The sequence below is a fragment of the Pseudomonas sp. B611 genome, assembly GCF_055407965.1.
The window spans coordinates 16,817-32,788 of the sequence record NZ_JBUZST010000026.1; the positions used below are offsets into that span (position 1 = coordinate 16,817).

Genomic DNA, 15,972 nt, shown 5'->3' on the forward strand with positions numbered 1-15,972 from the left:
CGCGATGCAAGGACCCTACGCATTTATCAATGAACGACCGCAACCCTACCCATTGCTCAAGCTCAGCTTGTCGCTTGATCCGCATACACAGACAAAGTTCGACATCCTCAACCAACACATCCGCAACACCGTGGTGCTGCCGGGGCACCTGGTGATTATCGGCGATAGCCGCACGGCGTCTTGCACCACTGAAGAAGCCAAGTTGATGCGCTCGGCACAGCATGTGAAACACGCGCTGCTGGCGCATTCTGCCGCCGATCACTTTCTGATAAAAAATTATGACCAGCTTCAGGCCATCATGACCCATGCGTCCCTCAGCATCGGCAGTGCCAGCGGCGCCTGGAGCAGGCACCTGGCGCAAGTCGAGCAGACCCTCAAGGACATCGACGCGTTGCATAAGCAGTACCTGCGCAAGGGCAGCATGGCTGCGAGGGATGAGTTCCTTCTCAAACGCCGGGCGTTGTTCACGCAACTGGATGGCCAGTTGTCCGGGCTGGCTCGCCTGGGAACGGGCCTGAAGAACGAAGGCTCGATCAAGAAAATGCTCGGGATCTCCAGTAAGAGCTATTGGCACCATGGTGAGATTCGGCGGTATGAAGAGACCGTCACGCGTATCGCCAAAGCCTCGCAAATGTTGAAAAAAGGCACGTATATCGGGATTGCACTGGATGTGGGCGTCACGGCGTTGGAAATCACCGAGGCCTGTTCGTTAGGGCGGGAGGAGGTGTGTACGAAGGCTAAATATGTTGAGGGTGGAAAGCTGGTGTTTGGGGTGGCTGGGGCGGCAGGTATTGGGCATATCGGAGCGTCAGCGGCGGTAGGCGGGTGTGCAGTGGTTTTTGGCATACCTACGGGAGGCTTGGGTGCGCTAGCCTGCATGATTGTTGGCGGGGCTGTCGGCGGCTTGGCGGGCGGCGCCATTGGAAACCGCCTTGGGGAAAATGTGGGTGTTCGCCTTTACGAAAGCGCGGGGAATTAAATGGACTGGGAACTAGTCGGCATCGTTGCTGCGCTGATCATGATGCTTAGTTTTCCAGGGATCGCGTACAGCATGCTTACCAAACTGGAAACAGCGGAAAACTATTTGCCCCATAGCGTTTTCATCGTTTCAAACAAGTATCTATTTCGCGGTCAGCCTTTTGAGGGGAAGGCAATGCGATTAATGCTGCTGGCCTATGTGTTGATCATGCCGAAAGTCTTTTACTGGCGAAGACTTGTGGACCTTGACGAGGTGGCGAGAATCCCAAGAAGATTAAAGTTCTGGATCATCGCGCCCTGCCTGGTGCTCAACCTTTCTGGAGCGGTCATGACCGTCATTGGGTTCGCGCTTTACTTATAAGGCACCCACCCACAATCCCCACTTCTTGATCGCCATCAATCACTTTCCATACCCCGCCTTCCTATCATGGCCCCCGCCAAGCCATGAGGAAGACGACCATGTCAGAGACCTTCACCAAGGGCATGGCCAGGAATATCTACTTCGGAGGGAGCGTGTTCTTCTTCCTGATTTTCCTGGCCCTGACCTACCACACCGAACAGACCTTTCCCACCCGCAGCAACGTCGACCAGCTCACTGAAGCGGTGGTGCGCGGCAAGGGTGTGTGGGAGCGCAACAACTGCGTCGGCTGCCACACCCTGCTGGGCGAGGGCGCCTACTTTGCGCCGGAGTTGGGCAATGTGTTCCAGCGCCGGGGGGGTGAAGAAGGGTTCAAGCCGTTCCTGCACGCCTGGATGAAGATGCAACCCCTGGGCGTGCCAGGGCGCCGGGCCATGCCGCAATTCAATCTCAGCGACCAGGAAGTGGGTGATCTGGCCGAGTTCCTCAAGTGGAGCTCGAAGATCGACACCAATAACTGGCCACCGAACAAGGAGGGCTGAGCCATGCGCAGCGCCAATCCCTATCTGAAATTCCAATCCCAGGCCGTGGCCAAACCCTACTTTGTGTTTGCCCTGATGCTGTTTGTCGGCCAGGTGCTGTTCGGCCTGATCATGGGCCTGCAATACGTGGTGGGTGACTTTCTGTTCCCGCTGATCCCGTTCAACGTGGCGCGGATGGTCCATACCAACCTGCTGATCGTATGGCTGCTGTTCGGCTTTATGGGCGCCGCGTATTACCTGGTGCCCGAGGAGGCGGACCGCGAGCTGCACAGTCCGAAACTGGCGATCCTGTTGTTCTGGGTGTTTGCCGTGGCCGGGGTGCTGACCATCCTCGGCTACTTGCTGGTGCCCTATGCGGCGCTGGCCAAGCTGACCCACAACGAGCTGCTGCCCACCATGGGCCGCGAGTTCCTTGAGCAACCGACCATCACCAAGATGGGCATTGTCGTGGTGTGCCTGGGCTTTCTCTACAACATCGGCATGACCCTGCTCAAGGGCCGCAAGACCACGGTCAGCATGGTGATGATGACCGGGCTGATCGGCCTTGCCGTGTTCTTCCTGTTCTCCTTCTACAACCCCGGCAACCTGGCGCGGGACAAGTTCTACTGGTGGTGGGTGGTGCACCTGTGGGTCGAAGGCGTGTGGGAATTGATCATGGGCTCGATGCTCGCGTTCGTGCTGATCAAGGTCACCGGCGTGGACCGTGAAGTGGTAGAGAAATGGCTGTACGTGATCATCGCCATGGCTTTGATCACCGGGATCATCGGCACCGGGCACCACTTCTTCTGGATCGGCGCGCCGCAGGTGTGGCTGTGGGTCGGCTCGATCTTCTCGGCGCTGGAACCGCTGCCGTTCCTGGCGATGGTGATGTTCGCCTTTACCATGGTCAAGCGCCGGCGCCGCGAGCACCCCAACCGCGCTGCGACGCTGTGGGCCAAGGGCACCACGGTGACGGCGTTCTTCGGCGCCGGGGTCTGGGGTTTCCTGCATACCTTGGCACCCGTCAACTTCTACACCCACGGCACCCAGCTCACGGCGGCCCACGGCCACCTGGCGTTCTTCGGTGCCTACGCCATGATCGTGATGACCCTGATCAGCTACGCCATGCCGCGCTTGCGTGGACTCGGTGAAGCGCCGGATGCACGCGCGCAGACCATTGAGGTCTGGGGCTTCTGGCTGATGGTGTTGTCGATGGTGATGATCACCCTGTTCCTCACCGCCGCCGGCGCCGTGCAGGTGTGGCTGCAACGCTGGCCGGTAGACGGCGTGGCCTTGCCGTTCATGGCCACGACCGAACATCTGCAGACGCTGTTCTGGGCGCGGTTGGCCAGCGGCGTGGTGTTCCTGCTGGGGCTGCTCTGCTACCTGTACAGCTTCCGGCAACGGCGCGCGGTGGTCGGTGAACCGGTGCCGATTGTGAACTGATCGTTAATCCCCAAGAGGGCGGCCCGGCTGGTACAGCGGGCCGTTTTACGTTTGGAGCAATGCCCATGGCCTTTACCCTGGAGCTGGAAGAGTGGGTCGGCAGTGCCTGGCACCGCTTTATCACCCGTCGCGCCAGCGTGGATTTCCCCGAAGCACAGGTCCACTTGAGTGACCGCCAACGCAGCCTGGCGCTACTGTTTCGCGCCCTCGGCGGCGCAGGCGGCATCGCCCTGGAAGCGGCGGGCGAGCGCGACCTGCTGCTGCGCCGCAACCTGCTGATGCGCATCGCCGGCACCTGCAAACAGGCACCGCTGGCCAGCTGCGACGGCAACCGCTTGCGCCTGCCATCGCGCCTGGCGGTGTTCCCCCACGCCGCCCTCAACCTGGAACTCTATCGCTGGTTGGTACTGCTCGCCGCACAGTCCGGCCCGATGACCCACTGGGCGCGGGACAACCAGCGCTGGACCTGGCTGCTGCTGCAACGCTATCCCGCCATGGGCCCCAGCTACCGGCGCCTGGTGGACGCGCATATCGCCCTGCGTCCCGACCCCGTCAACTTGCGTCCCGATGAAGCGGCGCTGGAAAAAGCCCTGCGCAAGGCCCTGCGCGAACCCGGCAGCGTGCGCCATTTGCCGCGCAGCGAACGTGCGCCGTGGCCGTTGCCGTTGTGGTTGTACCCGCCGTTGCATCTGGACACGCCGCACAGTGCCGACCTCGACGACACGGGCGACGACCTGTCAGCGCTGCCCGGTGAGCAACACGGCGCGCCCAAGCGGGCCACACGCCTGGATGACAAGCGCCGCGACGGCGGACTGTTGGTGGTGCGCCTGGAAAACCTGTTCAGCTGGACCGAACACGTCGACCTCGACCGCTGGACCGACGACAGCGACGACCCCGACGCCGCCCGCGTGGCCGAAGACCTCGACCAACTGAGCCTGTCCCGCCAGCGCGTGCGCAAAAGTGGCGGGCTGAAACTGCACCTCGACCTGCCGCCCGCCGACGTCGATGACATCCCCCTCGGCGCAGGCATCAAGCTGCCCGAATGGGACTATCGCCAACAGCGCCTGCAAGAGGCCTTCGTCAACCTGCAACTGATGCAGCCGCGCGATGCGGCGCCGCAATCGCTGCCTCCACGCCTGCAAGCCCAGGCCCAACGCCTGCGTCGTCAGTTCCAACGGCTGCGCACCGACCGCCAATGGCAGCGCCAGCAACCCCAGGGCAGCGAGCTCGACCTGCAAGCGTGGCTGGATTTTCATGTGCAGCGCCAGCACGCGGCCTGTGCCGAGCACGGCCTGTTCATGGAACAGCGTTACCGCCAGCGCGACCTCGCGTGCCTGCTGCTGGCGGACCTGTCGATGTCCACCGATGCCCATCTGAACGACACGCAAAAAGTCATCGACGTGATCCGCGACAGCCTGCTGCTGTTCGGTGAAAGCCTGGCCGGCGCCGGGGACCGGTTTGCGCTGTATGGTTTTTCGTCCTTGCGCCGGCATCAGGTGCGCTTGCAGGTACTCAAATCCTTCCAGCAACCCTACGACGACCGTATACGCGGCGTGATCCAGGGCCTCAAGCCGGGCTATTACACGCGCATGGGGGCCGCCATTCGCCAGGCCACCGAGGTGTTGGGCGCCTGCACGCAACGGCGCAAGCTGCTGTTGCTGCTCACCGATGGCAAGCCCAATGACCTGGACCTGTACGAGGGCCGCTATGGCGTGGAAGACACCCGCCAGGCGGTGCTGCAGGCGCGGCGCGCGGGCTTGATCCCGTTCTGCATCACCATCGACAAACAGGCCGGCGACTACCTGCCGTACATGTTCGGCGCGAATGGCTTCACCCTGATCCGCCAGCCGCAGCAGTTGCCGCAGCGCTTGCCGCAGTTGTACCGGCAGTTGACCGAAGGTCAGTAAATATCCCGGGGCAACCAGAAGAACATCGCGATGCAAAACAGCAGCAGCCCCAGGCAAAACCACTGGAAGCGGCTCAGCCGCCGGGCCTGGTTGCTGGCCTCGGACGCCGGCAGCGGCATGGCGCAGTGCTCGCAGGTGTCGCGCTCCACGGCATTGCGATGCTGGCAGTAGAGGCAGGTTTTCACTCGAATTGCTCCAGGCGCGAACGGTCGAGAATGGCGATATGACGACCGTCCTGGGTGATGATCTTTTCATCGATCAGGCGCCGGATAATCCGCGAAAACGTCTCCGGCTGAATCGACAAGTGCCCGGCGATCAACTGCTTGGCCATGGGCAGTTCAAAGCGCGTCTCGCTGCTCTGCAGGCGCACCAGTTGCGTGAGCAGGTAGCGCACCACGCGGTGGGTGGCGTTTTTCAGCGACAACGTTTCGATCTCGTTGACCCGCTGGTGCAGGCGTACGCACAGCGTGCCGAGCAAGGCGAAGGTCAGGCGACTGTTGCTGTGCAACAGGCGCATATAGGTGGCGTTGGACAGGCGATACACCTGGGTCGGGCACACCGCTTCGGCGCACGCCACGTAGTTGGGCGTGTCCATCAACATCATCGCTTCGGCGAAGGTCTGGCGTTCGCCGATCACCTCGAACACTTTCTCCTGGCCGTCCGGCGTCAGGCGGTAGATTTTCACCGCGCCGGCAATCACAAAGTAAAACGCGTCGGCCGGGTCGCCCTGGCGAAACAGCGGCTCGCCCTTGTCGACATTGAGCAAGTGGCTGTTGCTCATCAACTCACTCAGCTGGGCCTCGTCCATGGGCTCGAACAGGTGGTGACTGCGCAGGATCTGGTGATGGACACGATGGAGCACCATCAATACCTCGGGACACAAAGGGGAAGGGGGCTCAAGGCTAATCCTACTACCCTCGGCACAGCTTGATCTGCGACAAGGGCAAGACGCGGGCACAGGTGCACCATCGGCGCAGAAATGAATTGAGGAGCCGCAACATGCAAGTACTGGATCGGCGCAAGGCACTGTCGATTACCCCGTTGTTTCGCTTGGCCTTTCGGCCTTTTTTTCTTGGTGCCTGCCTGTTGGCAGCGCTGGCGATCCCCCTATGGCTGTTGGCACTGGGCGGCATGACCGGTGGTTGGCAACCGGCTGGGGGCTGGTTGGCCTGGCATCGGCATGAGCTGTTGTTTGGCTTTGGTGTGGCGATCATCGCCGGTTTCCTGCTGACGGCGGTGCAGACCTGGACCGGGCGTCCGGGCCTAAGCGGTGTGCCTTTGGCCGCGCTGGTGGCTTTGTGGCTAGCGGCGCGCTTGGGCTGGTTGTTGAACGTACCGTGGCCGTTGCTGGCGTTGCTGGAACTGAGCTTTCCGTTGGCCGTGGCCGGGGTGATGGGCTGGACGCTGTGGAAGGTACGACAGACGCGCAACTACCCCATTGTGCTGGTGTTGGTGCTGCTGGCGGTGGTGGATGGGGTGTCGTTGGTTGACGCGAGCCTGCAACGTCAGGCGGTGCTGGCCGGGTTGTGGCTGGTGGCGGCGATGATGGGGTTGATCGGTGGGCGGGTGATTCCGTTTTTTACCCAGCGGGGTTTGGGGCGGGTTGAGGCGGTCAAGCCTTGGCCGTGGTTGGATTATCTGTTGCTGGGTGGGTCGGTCCTGGTTGCGTTGTGTTATGCCAGTGGGGTGGCGCTGTTCCCTCAGTTGTGGCTTGGCGCGCTGTTCGTTGTGCTTGGATTGGGGCATTTGTTGCGGTTGGTGCGCTGGCATGATCGTGGCTTGTGGCGGGTGCCGCTGTTGTGGTCGTTGCATTTGGCCTATGCCTGGCTGGCGTTGGCGTGCCTGGGGATGGCGCTGTGGCATTTTGGGGTGTCGTTGAATCCCAGTCTGGCGGTGCATGCGCTGACCGTGGGGGCCATGGGTGGGTTGATTTTGGCGATGATTGCGCGGGTGAGTCTTGGGCATACGGGGCGGCCGTTGCAGTTGCCGCGAGGGATGGGGGTGGGGTTTGTGTTGATGAATCTGGCGTGTGTGTGTCGGGTGTTTTTGGTGGGGGTTTGGCCGGTGGTGGGGTTGTGGATGGCGGGGGTGTGTTGGTGCGTTGGGTTTGGGCTGTATTTGTGGCGTTATGGGCCGATGCTGTGGCGGGCGCGGGTTGATGGGCATCCGGGGTAATTGTGGGAGCTGGGTTGCCTGCGATGGCGGTCTGTCTGTGTACATATCCATTATTTAGGTCACGGCGGCTTATGGTTTCGCTCTTGCAGCGACTCACTTTGGAAAAGCCGGAGTGCCGGCCCAGCCCAAAGTAACCAAAGGGCTCTTGCCCCAACACTCGGTGCCTCGCTTAGGCTCGGCATGCCCTCACTCCGGCTTGAATCCGTGGGCCGCCGCCATGCGCCATCCATGGCGCAGGGCGGCTAACCCGGCGTCCTGCCGGATTGCCCACGGATTCAAGCCTGCGTTCGGCCAGCGTGTTTGACGGGGCAAGTAAGATCAAAAGCCAGAGCGCGGCGGCCTTAAAGCCGACCGGTATGTTCGGGTGGAACCGGGTCAAAACTGTGGGAGCGGGCTTGCTCGCGAATGCGGTGTGTCAGTCAAAATATCTGTTCCTGACCCACCGCATTCGCGAGCAAGCCCGCTCCCACATTTGGATCTCCATGTATCAAGTGGGGCTGTGGTTTGCTCTGGCTCTGGCTCTGGCTCTGGCTTTTGATCTTGATTTTGATCTTAGGCGCCCCGTTAAACACGCTGGCCGGAATTCGGCATGGATTTGGGGGGTAAACCGGCAGGGATGCCGGTTTAGCCGCCCCGCGCCATGGATGGCGCGTGGCGGCGGCCCCCCAAATACATGTCGGATTACGGGCATGCCGAGCCTAGGCGAGGCACCGAGTGTTGGGGCAAGAGCCCTTTGGTTACTTTGGGCTGGGCCGGCACTCCGGCTTTTCCAAAGTGACCCGCCGTAAGGGCGGAACCATAAGCCGCCGCTACCCAAATAACGGATATGTACACCGACAGACCGCTATCGCAGGCAAGCCAGCTCCCACAAAAAAGCAGCCCCCTCGAACCCGTGTGCGACCCCATGCCACATCCAACCGTTGACCACGATCAAAAGCTCCCAAAGCGCCAGTTCCCACACTGTGCCAAACCCCCTGAAGGACCACGCCCCCCAACGGCATACCTCCTCCGAGGAATAGGCCCTACGCCCAATGCGGCGCAGGCTGCCCCCATCTTTCCAACGCTTGGAGCCCGGACCATGGCCCACCTGACCCAACCCAATTTCGTCTCCCTGAATATCGCCGTACTGACCATCAGCGACACCCGCACCTACGACACCGACACCTCCGGCGACACCCTGGTGGACCGTCTGCAAACCGCCGGCCATATGCTCATCGACCGCGGCATCGTGATGGACGACATCTACCAGATCCGCGCCCGGGTTTCGCAGTGGATCGCCGACCCTCAAGTGCAAGTGGTGCTGATGACCGGCGGCACCGGCTTCACCGCGCGCGACAACACCCCCCAAGCCGTACTGCCGTTGCTGGACAAGCAAGTGGACGGCTTCGGCGAGTTGTTCCGTCAGGTGTCCCTGGCCGAAATCGGCATGTCGACCCTGCAATCCCGTGCCCTGGCGGGTTTCAGCAACGGTGTGCTGGTGTGCTGCATGCCCGGTTCGCCAGGGGCGTGCCGCACGGCCTGGGACAAGATTCTCTGCGGCCAACTGGACAGCCGCACCGGCCCGTGCAATTTCGCGCCGCACCTCAAGCCGCAGCTCGATCAAGCCCTCAGTGCCTGTGAGTCACGCTCATGAACGTGTGTGACAGCGGCGACCTGCTGCCGGTGGAGGAGGCCATCGAGCAATTGCTCGCGCAGGCACCGCCACCACCGCCCACCGAGGTGATTACCTTGGCCCAGGCCCTCGGGCGGGTGGTCGCCGAAGAGGTGTTTTCGCCCCTCGACTTGCCGGGCTGGGACAACAGCGCCATGGACGGCTACGCCCTGCGCGCGTTTGACGTGCCGGAGCAGGGCGGTCACCTGGAAGTCGCCGGGCGCATCGCCGCCGGGCACAGCAGCGATGAGCCGTTGCAGGCCGGGCAAGCGGTGCGCATCTTTACCGGCGCGCCGTTGCCACCGGGGGCCGACAGTGTGGTCGCCCAGGAACGTTGCCGCGTGTATGGCCAACGCATCTGGTGCCCGCCGATACGCCTGGGGGACCACGTGCGCAAGCGCGGCGAAGAGCTGCAACGCGGGCAGCAGGTGTTGAGCGCCGGCAAGCGCCTGCGCGCCCAGGAAATCGGCCTGCTGGCGGCGGCGGGCATTCCCCGGGTCAAGGTCTATCGACCGCTGCGGGTGTGCCTGCTCAGCAGTGGTGATGAATTGCGCGAACCCGGTGAGTCGCTGGCACCGGGGCAGATCTACAACAGCAACCGTTACCTCATCGCGGCGCTGCTGCGGGGCTGGGGTGTGGAGGTGCACGACTATGGGGTGATGGCCGACGCCCTCGCGGCGAGTCGCGATGCGTTGGCGCTGGCGTCTTCCGAATGCGACCTGCTGCTGACCACCGGCGGCGTGTCGGTGGGGGAGGAGGACCATCTCAAACAAGCGATCCGCGAGCTGGGCAAGGTCGAGTTCTGGCGCTTGGCGATCCAGCCCGGCAAGCCCCTGGCCTTTGGTCAGGTGGCAGGCAAACCATGGATAGGCCTACCGGGTAATCCGACGGCGGCGTTGGTCACGTCGCTGGTGGTGGTGCGCCCGTTCCTGCTGCGTGCCCAGGGCGCGGAGCGGGTGTTGCCGGTGCCGGCCAGCGTGCCGGCGGCGTTTGAATGGCTCAAGCCCAACCCGCGCCGCCAATACCTGCGTGCGCGCTTGAGCCCCGGCAACGATGGGCAACTGCGCGCGATCCTGCACCCGCAGCAAAGCTCGGCGATGTTGGTCGCCGCCTGTTGGGCCGACGGTCTGGTGATCGTCGAGCGCGGGCAGCAGGTGCTCAAGGGCGCGGCGGTGCCGTTTCTGTCCTTTGCCGATTTCCATTAAGGAGTCACCATGCAACTGGTCTGCCCGGCAGGTAACTTGCCTGCGCTGAAAGCCGCTGTGCGCCAAGGCGCCGACGCGGTGTATGTGGGGTTTCGCGATGACACCAACGCCCGGCACTTCGCCGGGCTGAACATGGACGACAAGCAGTTCGACGCCGCCGTCGCCCATATCCGCCAGCACCAGCGCAAGCTCTACGTGGCGGTCAACACCTACCCGCAACCAAAGATCTGGCCGCGCTGGCAACGCGCCGTCGATCGCGCCGCCGACCATGGGGTGGACGCACTGATTGCCGGCGATCCCGGCGTGCTTGGCTACGCTGCCGCGCGCCATCCGCAGATGGCCTTGCACTTGTCGGTGCAGGGCTCGGCCACCCACGCGGCGGCGTTGAAGTTCTACGTCGAACGCTACGGCATCCGTCGCGCGGTGCTGCCACGGGTGTTGTCCCTGGCCCAGGTCAAGCAGGTGGCTGCCAGTGCCACGGTGCCCATCGAAGTGTTCGGCTTTGGCAGCCTGTGCATCATGGCCGAAGGGCGCTGCCACTTGTCCTCTTACATCACCGGTGAATCGCCCAACCTGTGCGGCGTGTGCTCGCCGGCCAAGGCGGTGCGCTGGAGCGACGACGCCGACGGCCTCAGCGCGCGCTTGAGCGAAGTGCTGATCGACCGCTACACCCCGGACGAACCCGCCGGCTACCCGACCCTGTGCAAGGGCCGCTTCCTGGTGGGCGGCAAACGTTTCCATGCGCTGGAAGAACCTACCAGCCTCGACACCCTCGACCTGCTGCCGGAACTGGCCGCCATCGGCGTGGAAGCGGTGAAGATCGAAGGCCGCCAACGCAGTCCGGCCTATGTGGAGCAAGTCACCCGCGTCTGGCGCGCCGCCCTCGACGCCCACCGCAGCAGCCCGGCCAACTTTGTCGTCAAGGAGCAATGGCGCCAGGTATTGGCCGGGCTCTCCGAAGGCAGCCAGACCACCCTGGGGGCTTACCATCGTGCATGGCAATGAGGATACACAGATGAAACTCAGTCTCGGACCGGTGCTGTTTTATTGGGACAAGGACCACCTCGGGCGCTTCTATGCAGACATGGCCGACTTGCCCCTGGACGTGATCTACCTGGGCGAAACCGTGTGCTCGAAACGCCGCGTGTTCAACCTCGACCAGTGGCTGGGCCTGGGCCGTGAGTTGCAGACGTGCAGTTCGGCGCAGATCGTGTTGTCGAGCCTTACGCTGATCGAGGCAGCCTCCGAACTGTCCCGCCTGCGGCGCCTGTGCGACAACGGCGAGATGCTGGTGGAAGCCAACGACATGGGTGCGGTGCAGTTGCTGGTTGAACGCAAATTACCCTTCGTCGGCGGCCCGGCGCTCAACCTCTACAACGGCCACGCCCTGGTGCAATTGCTCGACTTGGGCATGCAACGCTGGGTGCCGCCGGTGGAATGCTCCCAGGGCTTGATCGCCGATGTGCTGGCGCAGGTGCAGGAACTGGGCAGGCCGTTGCCGGAAGTGGAGATCTTCGCCTACGGCCATTTACCCCTGGCCTACTCGGCGCGCTGCTTCACCGCCCGCGCCGAAAACCGCCCCAAGGACGACTGCCAGTTCTGCTGCATCAACTACCCGGACGGCATGGCCTTGACCAGCCAGGAAGGGCAGGCGCTGTTTACCTTGAATGGGATTCAGACGATGTCGGCGGACGTGACTAACCTGCTGGCCGACTATCCCGGGCTGGTGGCTTGTGGCGCTGATATGTTGCGCCTGAGCCCGCGCGCGGAAGGCATGGCTGATGTGGTGCGGGCCTACGACCAGGTGCGGCAGGGCGCGATGCCGCCGGTGTTTGTCGCGGGTTGCAACGGTTACTGGCATGGCCAGGCGGGCATGTTGCGGGTTGAGGAGGTGGGGCTGTGTTGAGTCGCAAACAGTGGTTGCTCAAGGGCGCCGATCGGTTGTTGCCGCTGGTGCGGCGGGTGCCGTTTGCGGTGCAGCGTGTGGCCTTGGAGCAGGGGCTTAATCGTTGTCTGGCTGAGCCTTTGCGCGAGGGGGGCTTCGATTTGCTGCGTGGGTGTTGGATGTGTTTGCGCATTCCTGATTTGGGGTTGTGTTGGTACCTGACGTTGGCGCGGGAGGGGTTGCGTATTGCTGACAGGGCTGAGGCGCAGGTGACCATCAGTGGAAACTGGCGGGAGTTTTTGTTGTTGGCTAGTCGGCAGGAGGATCCGGATACGTTGTTTTTTCGGCGGCGGTTGGTGATTGAGGGGGATACGGAGTTGGGGTTGGGGCTTAAGAATTTGATTGATAGTTTGGATTCGGATGTGTTGCCGGGGTGGTTGTGGCGGGGGTTGGAGCGGGCGGGGCGGGGGGTTGGTGTTTGACCGTGTACATATCCGTTATTTAGGTAACGGCGGCTTATGGTTCCGCCCTTACGGCGGGTCACTTTGGAAAAGCCCCAAAGTAACCAAAGGGCTCTTGCCCCAACACTCGGTGCCTCGCCTAGGCTCGGCATGCCCTCACTCCGGCTTGAATCCGTGGGCCGCCGTCATGGGCCATCCTTGGCCCAGGACGGCTAACCCGGCGTCCTGCCGGGTTACCCACGGATTCAAGCCTGCGTTCGGCCAGCGTGTTTGACGGGGCAAGTAAGATCAAAAGCCAGAGCGCGGCGGCCTTAAAGCCGACCGGTATTTTTCCTGTCGTTCACCATTTAACTGTGGGAACTGGAACCTGTGGGAGCCGGCTTGCCTGCGATGCAGACAACTCGGTACATCAGGCAAACCCAGTTGATGCCATCGCAGGCAAGCCAGCTCCCACAGGGGACCGCGCACGCTTCACCGATCAGGTCGGCTGTCAGGCCGCCTCGCTTTGCTTTTGATTTTGATCTTAGGCGCCCCGTTAAACACGCTGGCCGGAATTCGACATGGATTTGGGGGGTAAACCGGCAGGGATGCCGGTTTAGCCGCCCCGCGCCATGGATGGCGCGTGGCGGCGGCCCCCCAAATCCATGTCGGATTACGGGCATGCCGAGCCTAGGCGAGGCACCGAGTGTTGGGGCAAGAGCCCTTTGCTTACTTTGGGGCTTTTCCAAAGTGAGCCGCCGTAAGGGCGGAACCATAAGCCGCCGTTACCGAAGAAACGGATATGTACACAAAGCCAATCACCCCACCTGCCGCAGGTGTTCCATAGCCCAAACCGCCGCCTCCACCCGCGACCTCAACCCCAGCTTATGCAGCAAATTCTTCACATGCACCTTCACCGTCCCCTCCGTAATCCCCAACTTATGCCCGATCACCTTATTGCTATACCCACTGGCAATCGTACGCAGCACCTGCCGCTCCCGCTCAGTCAATTCCACCGCCGCATGGGGCTGCGGCGAGCGCAACGCCTGGGCCAGCACACGGGTCAACCCGGGACTGATCACCAGCGCACCATGCAACGCATCACGAATAAACTCCACCACCAGCTCCGGTTCCATGTCCTTGAGCAAATACCCATTGGCATCCAGTCGCAGCGCATCCCGTACATCGTCTTCAGCGTCGGACACGGTAAACAGCAACACCTTGCCCGCATAGTCCATGGCCCGCAGGCGACGCAGGGTTTCCAGGCCGTTCATGTGCGGCATGTTGTTGTCCAGCAACACCAGGTCCGGTTGCAGGCTGGCGATCTGGTCGAGGGCTTCCTGGCCGTTGCCAGCCTCGCCGACCACGTGCAGGTCGTCTTCCAGTTCGAGGATCTGGCGCATGCCGTGGCGCATCATCGGGTGATCATCTACCAGCAGGATACGGTGGCGCGTGGCGGTGTTCATGGGGCGGTGCCTTGTAGGGAATGACCGAGGAATTCCGGCTGGAAACGCAGCTGCACCCGGGTGCCCTGGGGCTCGCGGGGGCTGATGTCGAGGTGGCCGTGCAGGCTGCGCGCGCGTTCGTCCATGATGGTCAGGCCGTGGTGTTCACGTCTGTCCACGTCGCCGCAAAAACCACGGCCATCGTCGTCGATGCTCAGGCTGACGGTCTCGCCGACCTGGCGCAGTTCCAGCCAGGCATTCTGCGCATGGGCGTGGCGCAGGCAGTTGGACAGGGCTTCGCGGGTGATCTGCAACAGGTGGATCTGTTCACTGGCCGATAGCTGGAACGCCAGCGCGTCCACGTGCAGATGCACCTGGAACTCGCCTCGCTGGGAGAATTCGGCGGCGGTGTCTTGCAGCTCTTGCACCAGCCCGGCGTCGTGGATCTGCAAGCGAAAGGTGGTGAGCAATTCACGCAGTTGGCGGTAGGCATTGTTCAGGCCATCGCGCAGTTCGGCGGTGACGCTGGCCAGGCTTTCCAGCGGTTCGCCACGGCGGATCAGGGTTTGCATGCGGCTCACTTGCAGCTTCATGTACGACAGCGCCTGGGCCAGGGAGTCGTGCAGTTCGCGGGCGATGATGGTGCGCTCATCCAACAGCAGCAGGCGGTGGTCCTGCTCGCGCTGGCGCTTGAGGGACAGCGAGGTGCCGATCAGGTTGGCCAGGGCCTGGATCAATTGTTGCTCCCAGTCCTGGGGCGCATGGCCGTCGAGGAAGTGCGCCTTGAGTTCACCCAGTTCGGCGCCCTGGTTGCTGATGCTGAACACCTGCGGCGGTGCGACGTGGGCGCGCTCGCAGGTGGCGCAATCGCCAATCGCGCAGACGTTGCGGCTGTGCTCGCCGTGCAGGGCGAGCATCTGCTGGGCCGGGGCGAGGAAGTGGCCTTGCAGGCACAGCGACAAGCGCAGCCCCGGCAAGCGTTTCTGGAAGCGCCGGATCAGTTCATCGAGGCCCTCGGCATTGGCCAGGCGCGTGGCCAGGCTGCTGCTGCTCTGGTACAGCAGTTCGAGGGCGGCGTTGGCTTGTTGCAGGTTGAGGGTCTTGAGCTGCACCTGGCTTTCGAGGGTGCGATGGGACGCTTCGATGGTCTCGGCCATGGCGTTGAAGCTCAGGGCCAGTTGGCCCAACTCGTCGTCGGAGCGGTGGTTGACCCGGGTCTTGTAGTCACCGTCACGAAAGCGCCGGGTGGCGTGCACCAGTTCTTGCAGCGGCGTGACCACGCCGTACTGCAACTCGTACAGGCCCAGCAGCAGGATGATCAAGGTGCTGAACAGCGCCAGGCCCTGGATCGCCTGCTGCCAGCCTTGCTTGTGCTCGCTCTGTTGCTGCAACAGGCTGACGAACCGGTTCAGTTGCTCGACAAACGCCGGCGCCTGGGCCTGGAACAGCGCCGCGTCGCCGCGCATTACCGCCGGGCGCAGTTCGTCGTTCCAGCGTTGCTGGATCTGCTGGTAACTCTGCAACAGCGCACTTTGCGGGCCGTCTTCGAGCACCGCCTTGAGGGACTGGCTGTCGAGGCGCCGTTGCAGGCTCTGGCTGACCTCGGCGATTTCATCCGCGCGCGCGCCAGCGGCGAGTTTCCAGCTGAGGTGGTAGGTCTCCATGCGCACGGAACCGGCGGTGTTGATCGCGGCGGCGTCGCCCTGGCTGAACCAGGCGATCAGCCCGGCACTGAGGGAACTGGCCAGGGCGAGGATGGCGATCAGGATCACCGCCAGGCCGGCACGAGCGGGCAGGGAGCTGCGCAGCCAGTCAAGCATGACGGCGCAATCGAACGGAGTGGGGGAGCAGCATGCTTGCACCTGGAGCGGGAAAGGGGGTTGAACGTGGCCTTCCCTGGCGCACTACCTCTAAAGAATTGCCGGCGAACCCTCCCACGGATAAAAGCCGGCACAAGAGAG

The 15,972-nt window shown here is 62.9% G+C and carries 15 protein-coding genes; 11 read left to right on the plus strand and 4 right to left on the minus strand.

Annotated elements, in window-relative coordinates:
• Positions 1–4: 4 nt before the first annotated feature.
• The 5 genes from ACZRMO_RS28460 (at position 5) to ACZRMO_RS28480 (ending at position 5,210) form a co-directional block, all read left to right on the plus strand.
• Entirely contained in the window at positions 5–979 is a 975-nt protein-coding gene (locus ACZRMO_RS28460; protein ID WP_463975040.1) for a hypothetical protein, read from the plus strand.
• Positions 980–1,339 (plus strand): hypothetical protein, encoded by a 360-nt coding sequence (locus ACZRMO_RS28465; protein WP_463975041.1) that lies wholly within the window; start codon positions 980–982, stop codon positions 1,337–1,339. It begins immediately after the preceding gene.
• Between the two features lie 98 nt (positions 1,340–1,437).
• Positions 1,438–1,878 (plus strand): c-type cytochrome, encoded by a 441-nt coding sequence (locus tag ACZRMO_RS28470; RefSeq protein ID WP_192300757.1) that lies wholly within the window; start codon positions 1,438–1,440, stop codon positions 1,876–1,878.
• 3 nt (positions 1,879–1,881) lie between these two features.
• Positions 1,882–3,303: a cbb3-type cytochrome c oxidase subunit I gene (locus tag ACZRMO_RS28475; protein WP_463975042.1), complete on the plus strand. Its 1,422-nt coding sequence runs from the start codon at positions 1,882–1,884 to the stop codon at positions 3,301–3,303.
• 65 nt (positions 3,304–3,368) lie between these two features.
• Entirely contained in the window at positions 3,369–5,210 is a 1,842-nt protein-coding gene (locus ACZRMO_RS28480; protein WP_463975043.1) for a nitric oxide reductase activation protein NorD, read from the plus strand.
• Here the strand turns inward: ACZRMO_RS28480 and ACZRMO_RS28485 are convergent.
• Positions 5,204–5,395, minus strand: a complete 192-nt coding sequence (locus ACZRMO_RS28485) for a protein DnrP (protein WP_463975044.1) — start codon at positions 5,393–5,395, stop codon at positions 5,204–5,206. The genes ACZRMO_RS28480 and ACZRMO_RS28485 overlap by 7 nt on opposite strands.
• Positions 5,392–6,075, minus strand: coding sequence for a Crp/Fnr family transcriptional regulator (locus ACZRMO_RS28490; protein ID WP_463975045.1), 684 nt, complete (start codon positions 6,073–6,075; stop codon positions 5,392–5,394). Before ACZRMO_RS28490 ends, ACZRMO_RS28485 begins: the two co-directional genes overlap by 4 nt.
• Positions 6,076–6,209: 134 nt before the next feature.
• On the opposite strand from ACZRMO_RS28490, the gene ACZRMO_RS28495 reads away from it, so the two are divergent.
• The 6 genes from ACZRMO_RS28495 (at position 6,210) to ubiT (ending at position 12,608) form a co-directional block, all read left to right on the plus strand.
• Positions 6,210–7,385: an NnrS family protein gene (locus ACZRMO_RS28495; RefSeq protein WP_463975046.1), complete on the plus strand. Its 1,176-nt coding sequence runs from the start codon at positions 6,210–6,212 to the stop codon at positions 7,383–7,385.
• A 1,078-nt stretch (positions 7,386–8,463) separates the two neighbouring features.
• Entirely contained in the window at positions 8,464–9,018 is a 555-nt protein-coding gene (gene moaB / locus ACZRMO_RS28500) for a molybdenum cofactor biosynthesis protein B (RefSeq protein WP_463975047.1), read from the plus strand.
• Positions 9,015–10,241 (plus strand): molybdopterin molybdotransferase MoeA, encoded by a 1,227-nt coding sequence (locus ACZRMO_RS28505; protein WP_463975048.1) that lies wholly within the window; start codon positions 9,015–9,017, stop codon positions 10,239–10,241. The genes moaB and ACZRMO_RS28505 overlap by 4 nt, the downstream gene beginning before the upstream one ends.
• A gap of 9 nt (positions 10,242–10,250) precedes the next feature.
• A complete protein-coding gene (ubiU, locus tag ACZRMO_RS28510; RefSeq protein ID WP_257783837.1) occupies positions 10,251–11,246 on the plus strand; it encodes a ubiquinone anaerobic biosynthesis protein UbiU in 996 nt (331 codons plus the stop codon).
• Positions 11,247–11,256: 10 nt separating this feature from the next.
• On the plus strand, positions 11,257–12,147 hold the full coding sequence (locus ACZRMO_RS28515) for a U32 family peptidase (protein ID WP_463975049.1): 891 nt from the start codon (positions 11,257–11,259) through the stop codon (positions 12,145–12,147).
• Positions 12,141–12,608 (plus strand): ubiquinone anaerobic biosynthesis accessory factor UbiT, encoded by a 468-nt coding sequence (gene ubiT, locus ACZRMO_RS28520; protein WP_463975050.1) that lies wholly within the window; start codon positions 12,141–12,143, stop codon positions 12,606–12,608. The genes ACZRMO_RS28515 and ubiT overlap by 7 nt, the downstream gene beginning before the upstream one ends.
• 776 nt (positions 12,609–13,384) lie before the next feature.
• Here the strand turns inward: ubiT and narL are convergent.
• Both narL and ACZRMO_RS28530 read right to left on the minus strand, forming a co-directional pair.
• A complete protein-coding gene (narL, locus tag ACZRMO_RS28525; RefSeq protein WP_448185508.1) occupies positions 13,385–14,032 on the minus strand; it encodes a two-component system response regulator NarL in 648 nt (215 codons plus the stop codon).
• Positions 14,029–15,831 (minus strand): HAMP domain-containing protein, encoded by a 1,803-nt coding sequence (locus tag ACZRMO_RS28530; protein ID WP_463975051.1) that lies wholly within the window; start codon positions 15,829–15,831, stop codon positions 14,029–14,031. The genes narL and ACZRMO_RS28530 overlap by 4 nt, the downstream gene beginning before the upstream one ends.
• Positions 15,832–15,972 lie beyond the last annotated feature (141 nt).